Below are 22,401 nucleotides of genomic sequence, written 5' to 3' on the forward strand. Positions count from 1 at the left end.
GGCTACCTCCCTTCGACGACTTCGTCCCCGTCGCCGGTGACGACAGCGTGCAGCGCGCCGTCGGCGACCCGGATTCGCAGACGGGTGCCCTCCGGAGCGTCCTCGATCGAGCGGAGAACCCGGGGAGTCCCGTCGGTGTCGGTGTGCTGAACGACCGCATACCCGCGAGCAAGCGTGGCGGCTGGTCCCAGGGTCGTCAAGCGGGCGCGCGTGGCGTGCAGCGCCGTTTGCTCCGCGGTGAGCCTGCCCAGCAGCGCGCGGCGGGCGCGTTCGGCAAGCGCGTCGATCTGCTCCGCGCGCCTCACCAGCGGAGTCACCGGGTCGGCGAGCACCGGGCGGCTGCGCAGCGAGTCGAGCAGCCTGCGTTCGCGGTCGACCCAGCCGTGCAGGGCGCGGCGGGCGCGATCACGCAGTTGGCGTACCCGCTGCGACTCCTCGGCGACATCGGGGACCACTCGTTTGCCCGCGTCGGTCGGCGTCGAGCACCGCACGTCGGCCACATGGTCGAGCAGTGGGGTGTCCGGTTCGTGGCCGATCGCGCTGACCACCGGCGTGCGGCAGCCCGACACCGCCCGGCACAGCGCCTCGTCGGAGAACGGCAGCAGGTCCTCGACGCTGCCGCCGCCGCGGGCGATCACGATCACCTCGACGGCCGGGTCCTTGTCCAGCACGGACAGCGCGTCGATGATCTGGGGGACTGCCAGCGCGCCCTGCACGGCGACGTTCTCCACCCGGAAATCCACCGCGGGCCAGCGCGCCTTGGCGTTGACGAGCACGTCACGCTCGGCGGCCGACGCGCGGCCGGTGATCAGCCCGACCTTCTTCGGCAGGAACGGCGGCCTGCGCTTGCGGCGCGGGTCGAACAGGCCCTCGGCGGTGAGCAGGCGGCGCAGGCGCTCGATGCGTGCGAGCAGCTCACCGATGCCGACGGCGCGGATCTCGTCGGCGCGCAGGCTGATGGTGCCCCGGTTGAGGAAGTACGTCGGCTTGGCGTGGACGACGACGCGGGTGCCGTCGATCAGCGGCGGTTCGTGCTGGCGCAGCATCCCGGTCGGGCAGGTGACGGTCATCGACACGTCGGCGGCCGGGTCGCGCAGGGTCAGGAACGCGGTTCCGGTGCCGGGCCGCGCGGAGATCTGGGTGAGCTGGCCCTCGACCCAGACGGTGCCGAGCCGGTTGATCCACTCGGCGATCTTGCGGGCGACCGTGCGGACCGGCCACGGCTCTTCTGCGGTCGGACCTGTCACGTCTGGTCGCGCACCGTCGCGATGCGGCGGGTGAGCATGCCGACGAACTCGGGGCGGTTCTCGCCCGCGCGCTCGTGGGCCAGGGCTTCCTCGAGATCGGCGACAGAGAGCTGGCGCAGGCGGGCCCGCAGCTGCGGCAGGGACAACTCGTCATAGTTCGGCACGGCCGACGGCGCGGTGACGGCGACGGTGATCGCCTGCTCCTCCTGCGCCCACGGGTCGTCGGTCGCGGCGGGCTCGTCCTCGGCGGGTTCGCCTTCCGGTTCGTCGTCGGTGACCCGGTCGAAGGCGGGGCGGCTCAGGTCGTAGTCGTCGATGTCCTCATCGAAGGTCGCCCAGTCCGGGTCCTCTTCGACCGGCCGCAGCGCGGCGAGCGCCTCGTCGCCCTTGATCGCGAGCTCGGTGACGTGCTGCTGGACCCGCATCGACACCTGCAGCGCCTGGCTGGCCACCGTCACCGGCAACCCGGCGAGCTTGGTGGGCAGGTCGCGGGCCTGCTCGACCGCGGTGGCCGCGAGACCGGCCGCGAGGCGCAACGGCAGGGGGAGAGACTTCATGGCCTCTAGCCTGCCCGAGTCCAGCCGTTCTGCACAGCGAACACGGCCGGAGACACGGGCCACATCGGTGGGCCCCGTACCCTGGGTGGCATGACTTCCGCGACCAAGCGTGTGTTGCTCGCCAAGCCGCGCGGCTACTGCGCAGGCGTCGACCGGGCGGTCATCACCGTCGAGAAGGCGCTGGAGACCTACGGCCCGCCGGTCTACGTGCGCAAGGAGATCGTCCACAACCGCCACGTCGTGGAGACCCTCCGCGACCGCGGCGCGATCTTCGTCGACGAGGCCGACGAGGTGCCCGAGGGCGCCCTCGTGGTGTTCTCCGCCCACGGCGTCTCGCCCGCGGTCCACGAACAGGCCGCCGAGCGCAACCTGCGCACGATCGACGCGACCTGCCCCCTGGTCACCAAAGTCCACTTCGAGGCCAAGCGCTTCGCGCGCGAGGACTACGACATCCTGCTGATCGGCCACGAGGGCCACGAGGAAGTCGAGGGCACCGCGGGTGAGGCGCCGGAGCACGTGCAGCTGGTGGACGGCCCCGAGGACGTCGACAAGGTCGTGGTGCGCGACCCGTCCAAGGTGATCTGGCTGTCCCAGACGACCTTGTCGGTCGACGAGACGATGGAGCGGGTCGACCAGCTCCGCGAACGCTTCCCCGATTTGCAGAACCCGCCCAGCGACGACATCTGCTACGCCACCCAGAACCGCCAGGTCGCGGTCAAGGCCATGGCACCGGAATGCGATCTGGTCCTGGTCGTCGGCTCGACCAACTCCTCGAACTCCAAGCGCCTGGTCGAGGTCGCGCTGCTGGCCGGGGCCAAGGCGTCCTACCTGATCGACTACGCCCACGAGGTGGATGAGTCCTGGCTGGACGGCGTCACCACAGTCGGCGTCACCAGCGGCGCGTCGGTGCCGGACAATCTGGTGATGGACCTGCTGGCCTGGCTGGCCGCGCGCGGGTATGGGCAGGTCGACGAGGTGACGACGGCCAACGAGAAGATCGCCTTCGCCCTGCCGCCGGAACTCCGCAAGGACCTCAAGCCCACCCGCGACTGACCCACCGCGCCTGCTCGTCTCGCCCGCGACGTCGTACTGGTACACGTCGCGGGCTGTGTCTAAAGCAGCCTTGGCGCAGATCCCGCGACCCGCCGCTGGCACAGTCGAGGGCTGGTCGTTGGTGTCGCACCAGGCACCAGGCACCAGGCACCAGGCAACGCCCGTCCGCGCGTTCGGCCCGCCAGTTCCGCCCAGCTCGCGCGTTACCCGCTCGCACATCCGGCTTCGCCCGGTTCCGCCTTGCCCGCGCGTTCGGCTTCGCCCTGCCGCTTCACGAGGACCTCAAGCCCACCCGCGACTGACCGCTTAAGAACTCGAACCGCCCGCAGGCAGCCCCCGCCCTGTCCCTGGGGGGTCGGCCCTGTTCCAGTCTATCGGGGTAGGGCTGCTGGTTGGGGGTTCGTCGTTCCCCTGTGGATGAATCGACGGATGTGGACAACCGGGCGGTTGGCGCGTCAAGTCTGATCCCCCGATCGCCGAAACAGGGTCTTGTCGCGGACGGCGAGGAGTCCGGGCTTCACGCGCCGGTGGGGAACGGCCGGATGAGCGACTCGCGGTTGGTCAGCGGTCTTCCGGCCGGGGCCGCCTCGGGGGCTGGCGTTTGGGTGCCGGGCGGGCCGCGCGGTCGTCGCGGGGGCGGGGGTCGGCGGCGCGGTCGCGGGGTGGGCGGGGACGGTCGCCGTCGCGGTGGCGGTCGCTGGTGCGGGGTTGGCGGTCCTCGCGGGCGGGGCGGGGTCGGTCGTCGTCGCGGCGGGGGCGCTCTTCGCGGGCGGGGCGGGGGTCGCCTCGGCGGGCGGAGCGGTCGTCGTCGCGAGCGGGGCGGGGGGCGCGGTCGTCGGCTGAGCGGCCGGGTCGGTCGTCGGTGCGGGCGGCTCGCCTCGCTGGGTCGTCGGCGGGGCGGGAACGGCCGCCGGGACGCGGGACTCGGCGGCGCTCGTCCTCGGAGGGACGCGGCCTGCGGGCGGGGACCTCGTCGAACGGGTCGTCGGCGACGTCGGGCCGGGGGCTGACCGCGGCGCGTGGCTTGGCGTCCTCGGATCCATCGGGATCAGGATCGCGCTGGAGGAACAGGCGTCCCAGGCCGATGGCGACCACCACGGCCGTGGTGATGCCCATCGTCGGGAAGTTGCTGGTCAGCGGCAGTGCGACCTGGAAGAGCAGGGTCTTGAGCCCGCCACCTGGGGACGCGGGCGCCAACGCCAGCACCGTGCCAACAGCGGTCAACGCGAACACCAGCGGCGGCTGCACGATCGGGCCGAACAGGTTGCGCCTGCGCACCAGGCACACCGCCGCGACGCAGCCCAGGATGTAGGCGCCCTGATAGATCTTGCCCAGGGTGTCCTGCCGTTGGATGTCGATCACGGCGGCCACGAGCGTGAGCCCGAACGCCAGCAACACCGCGCCCCACCATGGCAGGCCACGCGACCTGCCGAAGATCGGACGCTCGTCCCACGTGGGTTCCACGTGGTCATCATCAAGATCGCTGTGGCGATCGCGAGTCGCGGTCACGTCGGTACACGTTAGTCCGTCGGTGTTGGGTCGCTGTCATCCTGCGGCTAACCAGTCATTTGTGTGAGCCCGCGCATACGCCGATCGGTCTAACCCAACCGCTCAGTCGATGGGCATCTCCTCCTGGAGGTCGTGGCCGTTGATCACCGTTTCCTCCACCCGCCGCACTCCCGGCAGGGGCGTCGGGCTGGCGGCGGCGTCGGACAGCGGGGTGACGGTGGTCCGGAACAGTTCCAGCGCGTCGAGTTCGCGGCGGCGGGCCGACAGGAAGCGCTGGAGGTGGGTGCTGGACAGGTTGACGGCGTCGACCGCCATGCCCGCGGCCCGGTGGGCGGAGGCCGCACGGGAGCGGACCGCGGTGACGTCGTCGGCGATGGTCCGCTCGGTCGCGGCGAACAGGGCCGCGGAAGCGATGACGGCGAAGCCGGTGGGGCCGCAGATGAAGACGCGGCGGTCCAGCAGCCAGCGCATCAGGTCCGGGTCGGTGTCGAGCGCGGCCACGACCGCCGCGTCCGACGGGACGAACATGATCGTGCCGTAGATCGCGTCCGCCCAGCGCTGGTAGCCCTTGCCCGCCAACTCGGCCGCGCGCGAGCGGATGTTGCGCACGTGGACCCGCAACGCGTCGAGGCGTTCCTCGGCGTCGTCGGTCTCCACGGCCTCGGCCCAGCAGGCCAGGCTCATCTTGGCGTCGACCGGGACCCGGCGGTCGGCGCCGACGAGTAAGAGCAGGTCCGGCCGGACGGCACCGCCGCCCGCGACGTCGGTCTGCACGCTGAAGTGCAGCCCCTCCCGCAGGCCCAAGGCCCGCGCGGTCTCCACCAGCACCTGTTCGCCCAGTTCGCCGCGCCCGCTGATCGAGGCGAAGGCGACCTCGTAGCGGCGCAAGGCGACCTGGTGGGCGTCGGAGCGGCGGCGTTCGGCCTCGACTTCGGCGCGCGCGGCGTCGGCTCGCCGAACGCTGTCGGTGTAGAGCCGCCAGAACAGTGCCGCGGCGGCGGCGAGCAGCAGCACGAGCACGGCGGCGACGGTGCCGAGCACGGCGGTCACGGGACGACCTCCTCCATCGGATCGGTGTGTACGACGATCTTTACCGCATTCCACCGACAGAACCAGCTCGAACGCGCGTTCGACCGGCGTGGCTCCCCCGATCGGGGGGATCTTCGCCGTAGCTTGGCGGGATGCGGGTCCTGCATACCTCCGACTGGCACCTGGGCCGCACCTTCCACGGCCGTGATCTGCTCGCCGAGCAGGAGTCCGTGCTGGCCGGGCTCGCCGACCTGGTCGCCGACGAGAAGATCGACGTCGTGGTCATGTCCGGTGACCTCTACGACCGCGCCGTCCCCTCGGCCGAGGCGGTCGGTGTCTGCGCCCGGGTGCTCGGCCGCGTATCCAAGGCAGGCGCCCAGATCGTGCTCACCCCGGGCAACCACGATTCCGCCCCCCGCCTCGGCGCGTTCGGTGAGTTCGCCGCGGCGGGCGGGCTGCACCTGCGCACCTCGGTCACCGACGTGGCCCGGCCCGTCCTGCTGGCCGACGCCCACGGCCCGGTCGCCTTCTACGGCATCCCCTACCTGGAGCCCGAGATCGCCCGCCAGGGCCTGGGCATGCCTGAGCTGCGCACCCACGCCCACGTGCTCGGCGAGGCCATGACCAGGATCCGGGCCGACCTGGCCGCCCGGCCGGGAACCAGGTCGGTCGTGCTCGCCCACGCCTTCGTCATCGGCGGGCAGGCCAGCGACTCCGAGCGCACCATCGCCATCGGCGGCGTCCCGCACGTGCCCAGCGCGGCGTTCGCGGGCGTCGACTACGCCGCGCTCGGCCACCTCCACGGCCCACAGACCCTGGCCGACCACCTGCGCTACTCGGGCAGCCCGATGGCCTACTCCTTCTCCGAGGCCCGCCACCGCAAGTCCGTCTGGCTGGTCGACCTCGACGCGCAGGGCCTGGCGGGCGTCGAACGACGTGAACTGCCGGTGCCGCGCGGGCTGGCCACCGTGCGCGGCGATCTCGACGAGATCCTCACCGAGCGCACGCATGATGGTCTGGTCGACAAGTTCCTCTCCGTCGAGCTGACCGACCAGGTCCGCCCGCTCGACGCCATGCGCAGGCTCCAGACCCGCTTCCCGCACGCCGTCCACCTGGAGTGGCGGCCCGCGGGTGGCCAGCCGCGGGCCGAGCTGTTCGAGCTGCCGCGGCACCGCGACGACGCTGAGGTGGCGTGCTGCTTCGTCGCCGACACGCGGGGCGCGCCGCCGAGTGAGACCGAGCGCGGCCTGCTGCGGGAGGCCCTGGCCGCGGTCGCCGGGAAGGAGCCGGAATGAGACTGCACCGCCTCGAACTCGCCGCCTTCGGCCCGTACCCGGGTCACGAGGTGGTCGACTTCGACGCGCTCGGCGCCGACGGCCTGTTCCTGCTGCACGGCGACACCGGCGCGGGCAAGACCACCTTGCTCGACGCGGTCGCGTTCGCCTTGTTCGGCGGCGTGCCCGGCGTGCGGGACCAGGCGAAACGGCTCCGCTGCGACAGCGCGTCGCCCGATGTCCACACCGAGGTCGCCCTTGAGCTGACGATCCAGCACCACCGGCTGCGGATCGTGCGCAGCCCCGAGTACCTGCGCCAGAAGCGGCGCGGCGGCGGGGTCACCAAGCAGCAGGCCAAGGCCGTGCTGACCTGGGTGCACGCCTCGCCCAGCGGGTATCCGGCCGAAGGCGTGGCGCGGATCGACGAGGTCGCGCGGACGGTGCAGCGACTGCTGGGCATGACCAAGGACCAGTTCTTCCAGGTCGTTCTCCTGCCGCAGAACGACTTCGCCAGCTTCCTGCGCGCCGACACCGCCGAGCGGGAGAAGTTGCTGGAGAAGCTGTTCGGCACCGAGCACTTCCAGCGCGTCGAGGGCTGGTTCCGCGAGCAGCGCACCGAGCGCAGGCGCGAGGTGGACGCCTGCCGCCAGACCGTGGGCGAACTGGTCGCCCGGGTCGCGCAGGCCGCTGATCAGGAACCGCCGGAGGAAGCCGACGAGGCTTGGCTGCGGGAGTTGGTCGAGGGCCTCACCGGTGCGGCCGAGAGCGCGACACGGCTTCGGGTCGGGACCGCCGACACGCGGGCCGCGGCGGAGGCCGAGCTGCTCGCGGGCCGCGCCGCGCTCGACCGGATCCGCCAGGTGCGGCAGGCCAGGGACGATCTGTCCGAATTGGACCGTCAGGCGGGCGACCGCGAGTCGTGGCGTGACGAACTGGCCGCGGCGCGGCGGGCGGTGCCGGTGGTGACGGTCGCCGACGGGCTGCGCCGGGCCGAGCGGGCGGCCAGGGACGCGGATCGCCGGGCGGGCGCGGCGATGGCCGTGGCAGGCGACCTCGGTTACACAGAAGGCGTTCTGGCCGACGACGTGAACCGCCTGCGTGAGGAGGCGGGCGCCCTCGCGGGGCTGGTCGAGGAAGAGGCGCGGCAGGAGGCCGACACGGCCCGGCTGGTCGATATCGACGATCTCCTGGCCGACGCGGTCGCCGAGTCGGACGAGCTCGCCGAACGCGCGCGAGGTGTGCCGGATCGGATCGCCGACCTGCGTCAGCAGGTGGCCAACGCGGCCGACGCGCGCGCGTCGCTCGACGGATTGCGTGCCAGGGAGCGGGAAGTCGCGGCCGTGGTCGGCGCGGCGTCGGCCCTGCCCGGCGCCGAGCGGGAGCTGCGAACAGCCACGGACGGCCATCAGGACGCGGTCGACGCGCATCAGAACGCGCGCGAGTCCGTGCAGGACCTCCGTCAGCGGCGGCTGGACGGGATGGCGGCGGAGCTGGCCGCCGGGCTCGTCGCGGGGGAGTCCTGCCCGGTGTGCGGGTCGGCCGACCATCCGGCGTCGGCGCGCTTGGTCGCCGACCGGGTGACCGCGGCGGACGAGCGCGGCGCGGTGGCGGCCGAACAGCGGCTGCTGCGGGTCCGCGACGACGCCGCGAAGGCGCTGGCCGGTGCCCAGCGGGAGGTCGCGCGGCTGCGGGAACGGCTGGTCGGCTGGGTCGACCCCGAGCGGCTGCACGCGGCGGCGACCGCTGCGGTGACGTTGGCGCAAACGCTTGCGGACCAGCATGGCGGACTGGTGGCCGAACTCGCGTCGGTCGACGGCGAGGCAGCCCGCAGCACCGGGCGCCGTGCCGCCCTGGACCGCTCGACGGCGGTGCTCGAAGCCGAGCGGACCACGCTGACGACGGCCGTCACCGAGCGCGGACTTCGCCTCGACGTCGCCAGGGCGGGCTTCTCTGAGGTGCGGGCGCGGCGCGCGCACGTGATCGACCTGGTGACGGCCGTGGACAAGGTGGTCGAATCCCGGTCGGTGCTGGCGACGGCGACAGCGCGGGTGGCCGAACAGGGGGCGGTCCTGGCCTCGGCGGTCGAGGCGGCGGCCTTCGCCGACCTGGCCGAGGCCGAAGGCGCGGCCCGGGCCGAGACGGTGATCAACAAGCTGGAGAGTCAGCTGGCGAGCGCGGACCTGCGCACCGCGCGCAGCCGGGCGGTGCTCGCCGAGTTCCCCGACGTCGAGCCGGACGCGGAGGTGGACCTCGTGCCGCTGGTCGACGCCGCCCGGCACGCGCAAGAGGCCGCGGACGCGGCGGTGGCCGCCGCACGGGTCGCCGAAGACCGGGTGCGCACGGTCGAGGGCTTGGGGGTGCGGCTCGCCGCCGCGTGGGCCGACTTGGCGCCGGTCGAGGCCGACTTCGCCGAACTCGACGCGCTGACCGACGTGGTGAACGGGCGGGGCCAGAACGCCAGTCGGATGTCACTGCGGTCCTACGTCCTGGCCGCGCGCCTGGCGGAGGTGGCGGTGGCGGCCAGCGAGCGGCTGCGGCGGATGACGCAGGGCCGCTTCTCATTCGTCCACAGTGGAGAGGCCGGGGCGCGGGGAACGCGGGGTGGCTTGGGTCTGGACGTGCTCGACGACTTCTCCGGCCAGACGCGGTCCACGAAGACACTGTCGGGTGGGGAGTCCTTTGTGGCCTCTCTGTCGCTGGCCCTGGGACTGGCCGATGTCGTCGCCGCCGAGACCGGTGGCGCCGTGCTGGACACGCTGTTCGTCGACGAGGGCTTCGGCATGCTCGACGCGCCCACGCTCGACGACGTGATGGGGATCCTGGACGAGCTGCGCACCGGCGGCCGGGTGGTGGGGCTGGTGTCCCACGTCGAGGAACTGCGGCAGCGGATCCCGGTGCGGCTGCGGGTCCGCAAGTCGCGCACCGGGTCGACGCTGGAGATGACCGCGTGATCAGCTCTCGTGGGCAAGCAACTGCCGCTTGATCTCGATGCCCCAGCGAAAGCCGCCCATGCCGCCGCCGGTGCGGGTGATGCGGTGGCAGGGGACGAACAGAGCCGCGGCGTTGCGGGCGCAGGCCATCGCGGCGGCGCGGATGGCGGCGGGACGGCCGGAGAGCGCGGCGTAGTCCATGTACGTGGTGGGTTTCCCGGCGGGCACCGTGCGCAGGATGTCCCACGCGTGCAGCAGGAACTCGCCCCCGGTCTGGTGGACCTCGATGGCGTCGATCGCGGTGAGGTCGCCTTCGTGGTAGGCCACGATCGCCTTGGTGACGTCGCCGAGGTCGGCGCGCGGGGCGACCGCCGACGGGCGCAGCGACTTGTGGATCACCGGGAGCAGGTCGTCGATCCGGGCGGTCCACCCGGAGGCGAGGACGGCGCCGGACGCCGTCGTGACGGCGGTGAACGGGCCGAGCTGGGTGTCCACTGTGGACGAGTATGCGGTCATGGGGTCCTCTCGATCGGTTTGGCGGCGGCACGCCACAGGTGCATGCCCGCGTAGGAGCGCCAGGGGCGCCACGCGCGGCCCCGCTCGCTCAGGGCGTCCACTGTAGACGGCAGGCCGAGTCGGCCCGCGCCGGTGCGCAGGGCGATGTCTTGCAGCAGCAGCACGTCCGGGTCGCCCAGCAGGCGCATGGTGACGTACCCGGCGGTCCACGGGCCGATGCCCGTGAATGAGGTCAGCTTGGTCCGCAGCGTCTCGGCGTCGGCGCCGACGTGCAGGTCGAGGTCGCCGTCGGCGATGGCGGCGCACACCGTGCGGATCGTCTCGATCCGCCGCGCCGGTCCGGTCAGCACCTCGTGGCCGTGGTCGGCGATGGCCGCCGCGGTGGGGAACAGGGTGGTCAGGTCGCCGTCAGGATTGCCGAGCCGCTCGCCGAGCGCGTCGGCCAGACGCCGGGCGGCGGTGCGCGCGGCGGCGACGGTGACCTGCTGGCCCAGCAGCGCGCGCACGACGGTCTCGGCGCCGTCGACGCTGCCCGGCACCCGGATGCCCGGGGTCATGGCGACCGACGGGGCCAGGTCGGGGTCGGCGCCGAGGACCTCGTCGATCGCGGCCGGGTCGGCGTCGAGGTCGAGCAGGCGCCGCAGGCGGGACACCGCGCTGCCAAGGTCGCGCATGTCGGTGAGCCGCAGCGTGCACTCCAGATGCCCGGTCGCGGGCCGGACCGACGCGGTCGCGGGTCCGTTGGCCAGCCGCAATGTCCTTGCGTAGCAACCTTGTTCGGCCACTTCGACACCCGACACCGACCGTGCCGCGAGGAAGGCAAGCACGCCATCGGCGTCGAACGGCTCGCGAACCGCCAGGCGCAGTGTGACCCGCCCCGGCGCGGGCACCGGGACGCGCGGCGACCGCTTGGCGGCGATGCGCAGCTGGGTGGGCGTGGTGGCGAACACCGCGCGGATCGTGTCGTTGAACTGGCGGACGCTGGCGAACCCGGCGGCGAAGGCGATGTCGGCGACGGAAAGCGAGGTGGTTTCGATGAGCAGCCGCGCCGAGTGCGCCCGGTGCGCCCTGGCCAGCGCCAGCGGACCGGCGCCGAGCTCGGTGGTGAGCACCCTGGTCAGGTGTCGTTCGGAGTAGCCGAGCCTGCGGGCCAGCCCCGTGACGCCGTCGCGCTCGACCACGCCGTCGGAGATCAGCCGCATCGCCCGGCCCGCCAGGTCGGCCCGCAGGTTCCACTCCGGCGACCCCGGCACGGCGTCGGGCAGGCACCGGCGGCACGCCCGGTATCCCGCGATCTGCGCCGCGGCCGCGGTGGCGAAGAACTCGACGTTGCGGCGCTTGGGCGTGGACGCGGGACAGGACGGCCTGCAGTAGATGCCGGTCGTGCGCACGGCCAGGATGAACTGCCCGTCGAACCGCGAGTCACGGGCGGCCACGGCGCGGTACCGCTGTTCCGGGTCTTTGAGCACCTACCCATGCTGCCGGCGCCGCACTGAACCCGTCTGGCAGAAATCAGACATCTCGGTCCGAACGAAAACGGGGGCCCACCCGCAGGTGGACCCCCGTTTTCGTGCCGGTCAGGTGTTACGAGACGGCCTGAACCACCACGTCACCGGTACCGACGAGGATGTTCGCGTCGGTCCGCACCTCGACGGTGCCCAGCAGCACCCGGCCCGCGGCGGGCGCCGCGTTCGCGGTCACCTTGCCAGGGACGGTCCACTGCGTGCCCGCGGCGCGGGCGGCGTTGGCGTCGGTCACCGCGACCGAGCCGAACGCGGCGTTGGTGAACACGTCCACGTAGTTGAACGTCGTGGAGCCCGCGGGCACATCGAAGCCCTGGACCCGCGCCTCCCACTGGCCCGCGGTCGGGTTGGCGATCGTGACCGACTCCTCGGAGTCACCGTCAGCCGACTGGCCCCTGAGAACACAGTTGCCGTTGACGCAGTGGTAGACATCCAGGTCGAGGTCGGCGCCCAGGTCGGAGGTGCCGCCGATCGTCACCCGCAGCTGGGTCGAGCCCGGCGTCACGGTGATCGGGTAGATCTGCTCCTGCTGGTGGGCGATGCTCGGCATGGCCTGCTTGGCGCTGCCCAGCGTGGTGCCCGTGGCCCGACCGTTGAACGCGCCAAGCGTGTTCTTCAGCGTGTACTCACGGTCGACCGGGGTACCGATGGTCGCCGAGGGGATCACGTCCGGGTTGGGCGAGACCGACGCGCCGAGCACCGAGGTGGTCAGCGTGTACGGGGCCTGGGCGGAGTCGGAGGTCCGACGCGCCTCGACCACGATCTCCCACACGCCCGGCTGCGGGTTGCTCAGCGAGCGGGTGGTCGGGCTGCCGCTGGCACAGCCGCTGCCGGGAACCGGCGGGTTGTAGCAGTTCAGCGAGCTGCCCGAGTCGATGCCCACGCCGTACGGGTGGAAGCGCAGGAAGCGGATCTGGCCCGCGCCCGCGGCCGAGCCGCCGCCCTGCAGGTCGACCTTGAGGGCCGGGGTACCCGCCGGGATGTTGAAGAAGTGCGACGCGGTCTCGTTGCGGTCGAGCTCGCCGCCCTTGACCACCGTGTAGTTGTTCGACGCGGTGAACTGGTCCGCGACGATGACGGAGTTCATGGTCTGCAGCTCGACCCCGGTGGTGGTCGGGCTGTCGAGGTTCAGCAGCGCCGAGTGCATACCGGTGGTGGCCGGGTTGATCTCGACCTTGAACTTGACCGCGCTGTTCTTCGGCAGCGTGACCGAGCCCGCCGAGGAGAACGTGCCGTCGTTGCCGACCCACTTGGCCTTGTAGGTGACTGGGGAGTCAGGGCCGGTGGTGCGGGTGAAGGTGTACTCGCGGGTGTACTTCTGGCCCTGCTTGACGCCCTCGCGGTCGTGGATGCCGGTGCCGATGCCCGGGTTCTTGAGGAACGCGGACAGCAGGGTGTTGACCGGCACCGCGGCGGTGATCTCGGTGGTGCTCGGGTTCGCCTTGAGGACGTTCCACGCCTTCTTGGTGTCGATCAGGCCCGCGCCCTGCTCGTACGCGCCGAGGGCGGTGACGAAACGGGCGGAGGACTGGAACGCCGTGCGCAGCTGCGCGGCGGTGTGCGACACGTTCTTGGCCTTGGCCGCGCTCACGAGCAGCGCGGCGGAACCGGCGGCCTGCGGGGAGGCCATCGAGGTGCCGTTGAACTGCGCGAAGCCAGGGGGCAGCACGTAGGTGCCCGCGACGGGCTGGCCGTTCTGCCAGGTCGGGACGGTGGAGATGGCCGAGCCGGGCGCGATGATGTTCGGCTTGAAACCGCCGTCCTCACGCGGGCCGCGCGAGGAGAAGCCGTGCAGCGCCTCGAAGCGGGCCATGTCCGAGCCGTAGTTGCTCTGCCAGGTGTAGCGGGTGATGTAGGAGCCGACCGACATGACCTTGGTCACCACCGACGGGTCGCCCACGGTGTTCACGCCCGCGCCGCTGTTGCCCGCCGAGATGAACATCTGCACGTTGTAGGTGTCGATGAGGCGGTTGTAGAGGATCGCGCGGTCGTTGCCTGGGGAGTCGTTGCCGTCGTTCAGCGCGGGGAGACCGCCGACGGACATGTTGATGACGTCGACCTTGGCGACCTCGACGGCGTAGACCATCGCCTCCATCAACGCGAAGTTGGTGCAGCCGGCGACGAACTGGCACACGCGCAGCGAGACGAGCTTGGCGCCGGGGGCGGCACCGCTCATCGGGCCGCCGAAGAGGCTGTTACCGGCCACGATGCCCGCGACGTGCGAGCCGTGCGCGCCGGAGACGATGCCGATGTTGACGGCGTCCTTGGCGACGTTGGTCTGCACGACGAACGTCATCGACTCCTTGACCGGGGTGGCCGGGTTGTCGGTGCCGAAGACGCCGATGTCGTACTTGACCTTGTAGTCGGTCATCGCCTTGTTGTTGGCGAACGAGCCGTCCTGGTCGGTGTCGACCCAGACGGTGGCGGTGGCCGGGTTCCACGCCACACCGAACTTGCCCTTGCTGCCCGCGGGGTTGCCGTCGCGGTTGACGTCGTTGCCGACCTCGCCGCCCAGGCGCGCGTCGCGCTCGTTGAACTCGGTGAAGCGAACCTCGGCCTCGGCCGGGAGACCCACGCTGGCGCCGGTGACCTTGTTGGTCATGTGCAGCCAGGTCGGGTCGTTGTCGACCCTCGGGTCGGTCGAGGTGACCCAGTCGGTGATCTTGCGCTCGCCGGTGCTGGTGGTGTTCAGCGCCGGGTGGTCGAGGTCGACGCCGCTGTCGACGATCGCCACAGTGGTGCCGCGGCCGTCCCAGGTCGGGTGCTCGTTGACGAACTCAGCCGCGTTGGTGTCGGTCGTCGGCATGTAAGGGTTGACGCGCTGCGTGTGCGAACCGGGCGGGTCCTGCGGCGTCGGGTCCTCGATGCCCTGCGGCCGCGGGTCGTCCAGCTTGAGGGACTCTTCGAGTTCGAAGCCCGCGACGTTGGCCAGCTTGGCGATCGTCGCGGCCTTGTCGATGGGGACCTCGGCGCGGACGTAGCCGATCTTGTCGGCCCGGTACTCGATCTTGGCGCCCGCGGCGGCGAGCTCGTCGGCCTTGCGCGCGCTGTCACCCTCGGTGGTGGCGATCATGACGCGGACGGTCTTCTTGCCAGCGCTCTCGGCCTTGGCGAGCAGCTCCTGGTCGTGCTTGTCGAGGCCGACGGAGCCCTGTTCTGCCTGGGCGGGTGCCTGTGGCGTCGGAGCGGCCCCCGCGCTCGGTACGACGGCCATCATGGTGCCGACGACCGCGGTGGCCGCCACCATGCCTAGGGCGATCCGGCTGCGCCGGCGCCATTCGGGTTGAATCATCCCTCTTCCTTCTTCCTCAGCAGGGTGAGCTGTGGTGACGCCTGGCACTCCGTATGCGGAGGTCATCAGGGCGCTCACGGAGTGTTGTTTAGGGGTGCCTAATTGACTAGCGTCCATCTGGGCTAATCGTCACCCGACCATGTGGCCTTTGTGAGCGCATTGTGCATGCATCGTCACTGGATAGGGGATCGTTACCGGTCAAACGGCCTCAATGGTGCGTATGTCCGCACTACGACGCGCACCACTGAGTAATTGAAGTCGGATGAAACCGTTGGTAACGGTTTGGCGCGCGGCGGGCGCGGGGGACCGGGTCCTAGGGGGTCCGTAGACTCCCTCTTCGTGAGTTTGACCCTCGGGATCGTCGGCCTGCCCAACGTCGGCAAGTCCACCCTGTTCAACGCCCTGACGAACAACGACGTGCTCGCGGCGAACTACCCGTTCGCCACCATCGAGCCCAACGTCGGCATCGTCCCGCTGCCCGACGCCCGGCTGGCGAAGCTCGCCGAGATCTTCGGCAGCGAGCGCGTCGTGCCCGCCGTGGTGTCCTTCGTGGACATCGCGGGCATCGTCAAGGGCGCGTCGGAGGGCGCGGGCCTTGGCAACAAGTTCCTCGCCAACATCCGCGAGGCCAACGCGATCTGCCAGGTCATCCGCGTGTTCGACGACCCCGACGTGGTCCACGTCGACGGGCGGGTCGACCCGATGTCCGACATCGAGACGATCAACACCGAGCTCATCCTGGCCGACCTGCAGACGTTGGACAAGGCCATCGTCCGGCTGGAGAAGGAGGCCCGCACCCGCAAGGAGGCGCGCCCCGCCGCCGAGGCCGCCCAGCAGGCCAAGGACATCCTCGACGCTGGTCGGACCCTGTTCGCCGCGCAGAAAGAGGTCGACACCTCCCTGCTGCGCGAACTGAGCCTGCTCACGACCAAGCCGTTCCTGTACGTGTTCAACGCCGACGAGGGCGTCCTGCTCGACGACGCCCGCCGCGAGGAGCTGACCAAACTGGTCGCCCCCGCCGACGCGGTGTTCCTGGACGCCAAGGTCGAGGCCGAACTGCTGGAGCTGGACGACGAGTCCACTTTGGAACTGCTGGAGTCGGTCGGCCAGGCCGAACCGGGCCTCAACGCGCTGGCCAGGGCCGGTTTCCACACGCTGGGGCTGCAGACGTATCTGACGGCTGGGCCGAAGGAGGCTCGCGCGTGGACGATCCCGCAGGGGGCCACGGCGCCGCAGGCCGCAGGCGTGATCCACTCGGACTTCGAGCGCGGTTTCATCAAGGCCGAGGTCGTGTCGTTCGCGGACCTGGTGGAGACGGGCTCGATGACCGCGGCGAAGGCGGCGGGGAAGGTCCGGATCGAGGGCAAGGACTACGTCATGGCCGATGGCGACGTGGTCGAGTTCCGCTTCAACGTCTGACCGAACAGTCCGATCCGACCTCAGTGGTGCCAGTTAAGCCCCAGAGTCCGGATGAGATCGCTCGCTAGGGCAGCGAAGCTGGGTGCCACGGTGGCGTCTCCCGCGGCCGCCAGGGACGCGAGCTTGGGGAGATCGAACCTCGGATCGGTCCCATGATCCCGGATGACTCTCAAGCCGCGTTCGGTGACCGGCCGCGCGTGGTCGTCAGCGACGTGTCGATGAATCCCGTCGACTAGATCTTCGGTCTCCACAGCTTGGAGTAGCCGAAACATATCGAGTGCGTCTTTTTCCTTCAGGCGGGCTTCCCTTCCGTTCGCCGCGTCCGCGAGTCGTTCCTCGATCTTTATGGCTTTCGCGATGAGCAAAGCCGCGGGTCCGGCGACCTGGACGCTGATCTTCCTGCTGTCTTTCTCATCCATGGCGCCGATCATGTGCCAAGATTTGTCGACCAAAGCTGGTTCGAGGCCGCTTGTGATGCGAGATGTTTCCCTGTCATGATTCGGGATCCGGCCTGCGCGGGCGGTCTTGCTGGTTGTTCCTGCTTGATGCGGAACAACCATGATGTCGACGGCAATATCGCCGTCGGCGAGCCAGGAGCCGGGATTCCTCCCGGCCTTGAAGCCAGCCGCCCTCATTGTCGCGGAGATCTCGGGGCTGTCGGCCAATCCCGATGTATCCAGGGCAAGGTCGGCGTCCGTCGTCATCGGAGGCTGCGCGAGTTGGCCTTCTCCCGCATGCATGTATACGGCTTGAGCGCCAACGAGTACGATATTTTCTAGATGCTTAGAGAGAGCTTCTAGGGCGTTGAGTAGGACTGTGCGGGCGGCAACATACTCAGGGGAATGGGTCATCTACTCTCTCCAGGCGAGATCGGTTTCGGACAGAAAATCCATGAGTTGTTCGGCCTCTTGTGCCATGCGTCCTGGCAGAGTCAGTAGATCGGCGAGTACCTGCCCTAGCGGGGCAACGAGGCCCTGTTCCGAGAGACGTGATTGGTCGAGGAGGGAGGGTTCGCGAAGGGGGGCGATGATGACGTTGCTTGATTCTCGGCCGACACGGACGAGGCCTAGCTCTTTGGCGAGGGTGCGAGGATCTTGGGCGTACATGGCGAGGAGGGTCAGCGGGATCACCGAGATTGATGTACTTGGCAAGTAGGTGCGCGCGGCGGCCGAGCCAGTCATGCAAATATCGTCTCGATCGCGGACATGTTCGATTAGTCGTTGTAAGCCTCGTGGGGCGACGTAGTCTAAGGTCACGCCATTGGAGTTCAGGAAGCTGTAGTCTTTTGTCCAGCGATTGAGCAGTGCTCGGCGCCTGACCCGGACGATAGTTCCGTCTGCGTCACGGTCGATCGCTCCGGCCGCGATGAGGGCAGGCATGAGTTTGGAAACCGCCGCAGGACTGCTGAATGAAAGGGCTGCAAGCTGCCTTATGCCGACCGGTGGGTCGCTATCGAGAAGACGGCGGATGATACGCCCAGCCGCGGGTCCGTTCAGTCGGGCGGTTGATTTGTTCTCGCGTTGGTGTGGCGGTTTTTCAGCTCCGGTGAGCCGGATAAGGATCGGCGGTTCGTTACTAACGATATATGTCCACCCGGTGGCGTCCAAGTAGTTGATCCCCCGGGCTTCGCAGGCCAACCGGAGGGGTGCGTTAATATAGTCGGTGACGAATAACAGGCGGTGTGGACTAGCTGCGGCCAAAGCGCTCAGATGTGTGGCGGTTTGCGTGGAGGACATCCGAGTTGACCCGGCCTCGATCATGAATGTGACTTCGACGCCAGAGTCGTTGCCAATCCTGACGGCTGCGTCGCTGGGCGTATCGGGCTTCGGCATGATGAGGGTTGCGTACCAGCGGTCGGGGAGGTTCGCACGCAGGGTCGCCAATGCAGGCCCGAGGATACTCGTTTCGTAAAGGTGCCCGTTTCGTCGCATGTGAAACATGCTAGTTCTCGAAACGGCCATCGTCCAGTCACTCGTTGGGCTGACCGGTACGGGTTGGCGTCGCCTTCAAGCCTCCGAGCGTCTCGACATCGCGTTGAAGGTCGCCGACCTGCTCGGCGCCCACGCGGGCCAGTGATCTTGCTACCACTTTGGTAGCATCGCTGTATGGCGATGACACTGCGGTTGACCGAGGAGCAGGAGCGTGCGTTGGCGCTGCTCGCGGAGGCTCAAGGCGTCAGCAAGCACGAAGCCGCTGTCCGCGCGATCACCGAGTCCGCCGCTCGTAGAGTTCGTGACAAGCGGGTGTGTGCGTTGTCGCGGGAGGGACGCGAGCGCTACGCGTCGCTCCTCGATCGACTTGCCCAGTGATCGTCGAATATCTGACCCTCGATGATCTGCTGACGCTGACAGTGGATCTTGGAGTCCCCAACGTTCGTGATCTCGGTCTTCTTGACTCGGCCGCGCATCGCCCACAGTCCTCTTTGATGGGTCAGGACGCCTACCCCACACTGGACGAGAAGGCGGCGGTGCTGCTGGAGTCCATCGCGCGCAACCATCCGCTGATCGACGGGAACAAGCGTCTGGCCTGGATGGCGACGTTTGTTTGCTACGGCCTGAATGGCGTCGATCTGGATGCGCCGGAAGACGATGCCTACGACCTCGTCATCGGCGTGTCCACGGGGACTGTCGACTATCGGACGGCCGCGGGCGTGCTGGGCGGGTGGGCTCGGCCCGAGGTCGCGGCGCCGAGGGGTTCGGGCGAATTCCGTCTCGACGGGACGGTCGAATAGTCAACCCATTCGTCAGGTGAATCATTTTCGTGATGGGCGTCCGGTGAGCTGCGGCTTGCCGGGCGTTCGTGCGTCCTACGCCGTTCGTTTGTCTGACTTTCACCCGACCCCCGTACGGTGCGACACGCACGGACACCGTGTGAACACGAACTGTGACACGATCGGAGTCAGACCGTGGAACGTCGTAACTTCCTCCGGGCCGCTGTGATCGGCGGAGCTGCCACCGCTTTCGGTGGCGCCGCCTGGGCCCCCGCCTTCGCCGCCCCGGCTCAGCCCGGCCCTGGCCCGTATGGACCGCTGCAGGCCGCGGACGCCAACGGGATCATGCTCCCCTCCGGATTCACCAGTCGGGTGATCGCCCGATCGGGACAGCTGGTCACGGGCACCAGCTACCCGTGGCACCCGGCTCCGGACGGCGGCGCGGTGTTCGCCGACGGCACCGGCTGGATCTATGTGTCCAACAGCGAGGTGTCCAGCACCGGCGGTGTCGGCGCGGTCAAGTTCAACTCCAGCGGCACGATCACCGGCGCCTACCGCACGCTGTCGAACACCAACGTCAACTGCGCGGGCGGCGCGACGCCGTGGAACACGTGGCTGTCGTGTGAGGAGGTGTCGCTCGGGCGGGTCTACGAGACCGACCCGTGGGGTGTCAACCCGGCCGTGTCGCGCCCGGCCATGGGTCGGTTCAAGCACGAGGCCTGCGCGGCCGACGCCGACCACGGCTACATCTACATGACCGAGGACACCAGCGACGGCTGTTTCTACCGGTTCCGGCCGACCACCTGGGGCAACCTGACCAGCGGCACCCTGGAGGTCATGAAGGGCACCAACTCCCAGACCAGCGGCTCGGTCACCTGGGGCGTCGTGCCTGACCCCGACGGCAGCCCCACCGCCACCCGCAACCAGGTCTCCGGCGCCAAGCGGTTCAACGGCGGCGAGGGCTGCGTGTACGCGGCTGGGACCTGCTGGTTCACCACCAAGGGCGACAACCGGGTGTGGGCGTACGACGCGAACACCTCGACCATCGAACTGGCCTACGACGACTCGCTCGTGGTCGGCGGCGGCGCTCCGCTGACCGGTGTCGACAACATCACCCGGGCGGGCAGCGGTGACCTGTACGTCGCCGAGGACGGCGGCAACCTGGAGATCTGCCTCATCACGCCGGACGACATCGTCGCGGTGTTCCTGCGGGTGACCGGGCAGTCCAGCTCGGAGATCACCGGCCCGGCGTTCACCCCGAACGGTCAGCGCCTGTACTTCTCGTCGCAGCGTGGCACGTCGGGCAGCAGCAGCGGCGGCATCACCTATGAGGTCACCGGTCCGTTCCGGAGCTGAGTGAACCAGGCGCGGCGCCCGTCCGGACGGGCGCCGCGCCTGACTCGGATTACGGCCTGAACGGCGCCAGTTCGCCGTCCGGTCCCAGCGTGTCCACCGCGTTCCGCGCGGTGTCCTTCAGGGTGGGCGTGACGTCGTAGGCGTTGATGACACTGAGGTAGCCCATGTCGCCTTCGAGCTTGTCGACGCCGAGCTCGCGCCCGTTGATGAAGACGGTGTAGCGGACCCAGCCCGGCTCGGACTGGCAGCGGTCGATGATGTGGATCGTCTTGCCCTCGTACCGCTCGGCGAAGAACGACGGCGTGCAGGTGGCCGTCTGGGGTGCGGCCATGGCGGCCGCCGGGGTGAGCGCGCAAGCCGCAACGGCCAGCGCGGCACCCGCGAGGAGAGTGCGCATGGTGTGCCTTTCAGGTGAGTCGCAGGGAAGGTGATCACCTGATTCCATATGTACCAGACGGTCGGCGCCCGCGCCCGCGTCAGCGTCCGTCCGGCCCCCGCACCGTGTCGACCACGCCGTCGATCTCCTCGGCCATGGTCACGTCCAAGGCGGTGACGCCGCCCGCGGAGTGGGTGCTGCACCGGAAGGTCAGGGTGCGCCACCGGATGTCGATGTCGGGGTGGTGGTTGTCGTTCTCCGCGATCTCGGCGATCCGGTTGACGACCTGGATGGCCTGCGGGAACCCGTCGAACTCGACGACCCGCACCAGGGCGCCGTCCTTGAGCTTCCAGTCCGGCAGCGTGCCGAGCGCGACGCCGATGTCCTTGTCACTGAGCAGTTCAGGCATGACCCCAATACTGGCCGCTCGGCCAGGCGTACGCTCGTCACGCCACGGGAGTCCGCCTAGGCGGGCTGAGAGGAGGGGCGTGCCCTCGACCGTCCGCACCTGATCCGGGTCATGCCGGCGCAGGAAGGTCCTCGTGGTGCGTCCACGCCCCGAGGAGGAACGATCCATGCGCAAGTTCGTCGCCATCGCGGCCGCGGTTCTCATGACCGCGAGCTGTTCGTTGTTCGGCTCTGAGGAGTCGGGCGGTGACGGCAAGGTCGTCCTGGTCACCCACGACTCGTTCGAGTTCGACCAGGCCGTGTTCGACAAGTTCAAGACCGACACCGGCATCACCATCGAGGTGCGCAAGAGCGGCGACGCCGGCGCGCTGACCAACCAGCTGGTGCTCACCAAGTCCAGCCCGCTCGGCGACATCGCCTTCGGGGTGGACAACACCTTCGCCTCCCGCGCGCTCACCGAGGGTGTCTTCGCCGAGTACCGCAGCCCCGAGGCCGACAAGGGTCCGCAGCGGTTCGCCATCGACGACACCGGCAGGCTGACCGCGGTCGACACCGGCGACGTGTGCGTCAACGTCGACCCGGCCGGGCTCACCGCGCGCGGGCTTACCGCGCCCGCCACGTTCGAGGACCTTGCCGACCCCAAGTTCAAGGACCTGCTGGTCGTGGAGGATCCGGCGACCAGTTCGCCGGGGCTGGCGTTCCTGCTGGCCACCGTGGCGCAGTACGGCCAGAAGGACTGGGTCGGCTACTGGAACCGGCTCAAGGCCAACGGCGTGAAGGTCGTGGCGGGCTGGGAGGAGGCCTACACCCAGGAGTTCTCCGGCTCGTCCGGCAAGGGCCCGCGGCCGCTGGTGGTCTCGTACGCGTCGTCGCCGTCGGCTGAGGTCGACGAGGCGGGCAAACCGCGCACGGCGGCGCTGCTGGACACCTGCTTCCGCCAGGTCGAGTACGCGGGCGTGCTGGCCGGGGCGAAGAACACCGACGGCGCGCGCAAGGTGCTCGACCTGCTGCTCTCGGAGTCCTTCCAGGCCAAGGTGCCCGAGAAGATGTATGTCTACCCGGCCCGCGACGGCGTGGCGCTGCCCGCGGCGTGGGCGGCCGCGCCCGCGCCGCAGAGCCCGGCGACGATGGCCGCCGCCGACATCCAGGCGAACCGGGAGCGGTGGATCGAGCAGTGGCGCACGGCCGTCCGGGGCTGAGTC

20 protein-coding genes and 1 riboswitch are annotated in these 22,401 nt (G+C 69.9%); of the genes, 9 read left to right on the top strand and 11 right to left on the bottom strand.

The window, feature by feature from the left end; genetic code table 11:
• Positions 1 to 2: 2 nt before the first annotated feature.
• Together xseA and BN1701_RS30825 are read right to left on the bottom strand one after the other, a co-directional pair.
• The gene (gene xseA, locus BN1701_RS30820) at positions 3 to 1,247 is read right to left on the bottom strand and encodes an exodeoxyribonuclease VII large subunit (protein WP_054054649.1); all 1,245 of its coding nucleotides are present in this window, start codon (positions 1,245 to 1,247) and stop codon (positions 3 to 5) included.
• On the bottom strand, positions 1,244 to 1,804 hold the full coding sequence (locus BN1701_RS30825) for a lipid droplet-associated protein (protein ID WP_054054651.1): 561 nt from the start codon (positions 1,802 to 1,804) through the stop codon (positions 1,244 to 1,246). The genes xseA and BN1701_RS30825 overlap by 4 nt, the downstream gene beginning before the upstream one ends.
• Positions 1,805 to 1,894: 90 nt before the next feature.
• Between BN1701_RS30825 and BN1701_RS30830 the strand changes: the two genes are divergently transcribed.
• Positions 1,895 to 2,857: a 4-hydroxy-3-methylbut-2-enyl diphosphate reductase gene (locus tag BN1701_RS30830; RefSeq protein ID WP_054054653.1), complete on the top strand. Its 963-nt coding sequence runs from the start codon at positions 1,895 to 1,897 to the stop codon at positions 2,855 to 2,857.
• 561 nt (positions 2,858 to 3,418) lie between these two features.
• On the opposite strand, the gene BN1701_RS36150 is transcribed toward BN1701_RS30830, so the two are convergent.
• Both BN1701_RS36150 and rmuC read right to left on the bottom strand, forming a co-directional pair.
• Positions 3,419 to 4,321, bottom strand: a complete 903-nt coding sequence (locus BN1701_RS36150; protein ID WP_054054655.1) for a DUF6542 domain-containing protein — start codon at positions 4,319 to 4,321, stop codon at positions 3,419 to 3,421.
• A gap of 147 nt (positions 4,322 to 4,468) precedes the next feature.
• A complete protein-coding gene (rmuC, locus tag BN1701_RS30840; protein WP_054054658.1) occupies positions 4,469 to 5,416 on the bottom strand; it encodes a DNA recombination protein RmuC in 948 nt (315 codons plus the stop codon).
• A 131-nt stretch (positions 5,417 to 5,547) separates the two neighbouring features.
• On the opposite strand from rmuC, the gene BN1701_RS30845 reads away from it, so the two are divergent.
• Together BN1701_RS30845 and BN1701_RS30850 are read left to right on the top strand one after the other, a co-directional pair.
• Complete coding sequence (locus BN1701_RS30845) at positions 5,548 to 6,690, top strand: exonuclease SbcCD subunit D (RefSeq protein ID WP_054054660.1); 1,143 nt, start codon at positions 5,548 to 5,550, stop codon at positions 6,688 to 6,690.
• The gene (locus BN1701_RS30850) at positions 6,687 to 9,620 is read left to right on the top strand and encodes an AAA family ATPase (protein WP_054054661.1); all 2,934 of its coding nucleotides are present in this window, start codon (positions 6,687 to 6,689) and stop codon (positions 9,618 to 9,620) included. Before BN1701_RS30845 ends, BN1701_RS30850 begins: the two co-directional genes overlap by 4 nt.
• On the opposite strand, the gene BN1701_RS30855 is transcribed toward BN1701_RS30850, so the two are convergent.
• From BN1701_RS30855 to BN1701_RS30865, 3 genes are all read right to left on the bottom strand, one after another.
• Entirely contained in the window at positions 9,621 to 10,115 is a 495-nt protein-coding gene (locus BN1701_RS30855) for a methylated-DNA--[protein]-cysteine S-methyltransferase (protein WP_054054663.1), read from the bottom strand. It lies immediately after the preceding gene.
• Positions 10,112 to 11,584, bottom strand: a complete 1,473-nt coding sequence (locus BN1701_RS30860; RefSeq protein ID WP_054054665.1) for an AlkA N-terminal domain-containing protein — start codon at positions 11,582 to 11,584, stop codon at positions 10,112 to 10,114. Before BN1701_RS30860 ends, BN1701_RS30855 begins: the two co-directional genes overlap by 4 nt.
• Positions 11,585 to 11,699: 115 nt before the next feature.
• Positions 11,700 to 14,930: a S8 family serine peptidase gene (locus BN1701_RS30865; protein ID WP_054054667.1), complete on the bottom strand. Its 3,231-nt coding sequence runs from the start codon at positions 14,928 to 14,930 to the stop codon at positions 11,700 to 11,702.
• A gap of 339 nt (positions 14,931 to 15,269) precedes the next feature.
• On the opposite strand from BN1701_RS30865, the gene ychF reads away from it, so the two are divergent.
• Positions 15,270 to 16,349 (top strand): redox-regulated ATPase YchF, encoded by a 1,080-nt coding sequence (gene ychF / locus BN1701_RS30870; protein WP_054054670.1) that lies wholly within the window; start codon positions 15,270 to 15,272, stop codon positions 16,347 to 16,349.
• A gap of 20 nt (positions 16,350 to 16,369) precedes the next feature.
• Here ychF and BN1701_RS30875 read toward each other — a convergent pair whose 3' ends face one another.
• Together BN1701_RS30875 and BN1701_RS30880 are read right to left on the bottom strand one after the other, a co-directional pair.
• Complete coding sequence (locus BN1701_RS30875) at positions 16,370 to 17,053, bottom strand: hypothetical protein (RefSeq protein ID WP_197672154.1); 684 nt, start codon at positions 17,051 to 17,053, stop codon at positions 16,370 to 16,372.
• Positions 17,054 to 17,200: 147 nt separating this feature from the next.
• The gene (locus tag BN1701_RS30880; protein WP_054056273.1) at positions 17,201 to 18,280 is read right to left on the bottom strand and encodes a hypothetical protein; all 1,080 of its coding nucleotides are present in this window, start codon (positions 18,278 to 18,280) and stop codon (positions 17,201 to 17,203) included.
• A 7-nt stretch (positions 18,281 to 18,287) separates the two neighbouring features.
• Here BN1701_RS30880 and BN1701_RS36155 point away from each other — a divergent pair, with 7 nt between their 5' ends.
• From BN1701_RS36155 to BN1701_RS30895, 4 genes are all read left to right on the top strand, one after another.
• Positions 18,288 to 18,425: a hypothetical protein gene (locus BN1701_RS36155; RefSeq protein ID WP_157368306.1), complete on the top strand. Its 138-nt coding sequence runs from the start codon at positions 18,288 to 18,290 to the stop codon at positions 18,423 to 18,425.
• 29 nt (positions 18,426 to 18,454) lie between these two features.
• Complete coding sequence (locus BN1701_RS30885; RefSeq protein ID WP_054054673.1) at positions 18,455 to 18,658, top strand: CopG family transcriptional regulator; 204 nt, start codon at positions 18,455 to 18,457, stop codon at positions 18,656 to 18,658.
• Positions 18,658 to 19,080 carry a type II toxin-antitoxin system death-on-curing family toxin gene (locus BN1701_RS30890; RefSeq protein WP_054056274.1) on the top strand — a complete coding sequence of 141 codons (423 nt, stop codon included), beginning with the start codon at positions 18,658 to 18,660 and terminating at the stop codon, positions 19,078 to 19,080. The genes BN1701_RS30885 and BN1701_RS30890 overlap by 1 nt, the downstream gene beginning before the upstream one ends.
• Before the next feature lie 174 nt (positions 19,081 to 19,254).
• Positions 19,255 to 20,415, top strand: coding sequence for an alkaline phosphatase PhoX (locus BN1701_RS30895; RefSeq protein ID WP_054054675.1), 1,161 nt, complete (start codon positions 19,255 to 19,257; stop codon positions 20,413 to 20,415).
• A 49-nt stretch (positions 20,416 to 20,464) separates the two neighbouring features.
• On the opposite strand, the gene BN1701_RS30900 is transcribed toward BN1701_RS30895, so the two are convergent.
• Entirely contained in the window at positions 20,465 to 20,812 is a 348-nt protein-coding gene (locus tag BN1701_RS30900) for a tyrosinase family oxidase copper chaperone (RefSeq protein WP_054054676.1), read from the bottom strand.
• A gap of 79 nt (positions 20,813 to 20,891) precedes the next feature.
• Positions 20,892 to 21,200 (bottom strand): 4a-hydroxytetrahydrobiopterin dehydratase, encoded by a 309-nt coding sequence (locus tag BN1701_RS30905; RefSeq protein WP_054054679.1) that lies wholly within the window; start codon positions 21,198 to 21,200, stop codon positions 20,892 to 20,894.
• Positions 21,201 to 21,234: 34 nt separating this feature from the next.
• Positions 21,235 to 21,343, top strand: a riboswitch (TPP riboswitch).
• A gap of 23 nt (positions 21,344 to 21,366) precedes the next feature.
• Here BN1701_RS30905 and BN1701_RS30910 point away from each other — a divergent pair.
• A complete protein-coding gene (locus tag BN1701_RS30910; RefSeq protein ID WP_054054681.1) occupies positions 21,367 to 22,398 on the top strand; it encodes a thiamine ABC transporter substrate binding subunit in 1,032 nt (343 codons plus the stop codon).
• The last annotated feature ends 3 nt before the right edge of the window (positions 22,399 to 22,401 follow it).

Origin of the sequence: Alloactinosynnema sp. L-07, assembly GCF_900070365.1 — a bacterium.
GTDB lineage: Bacteria > Actinomycetota > Actinomycetes > Mycobacteriales > Pseudonocardiaceae > Actinokineospora.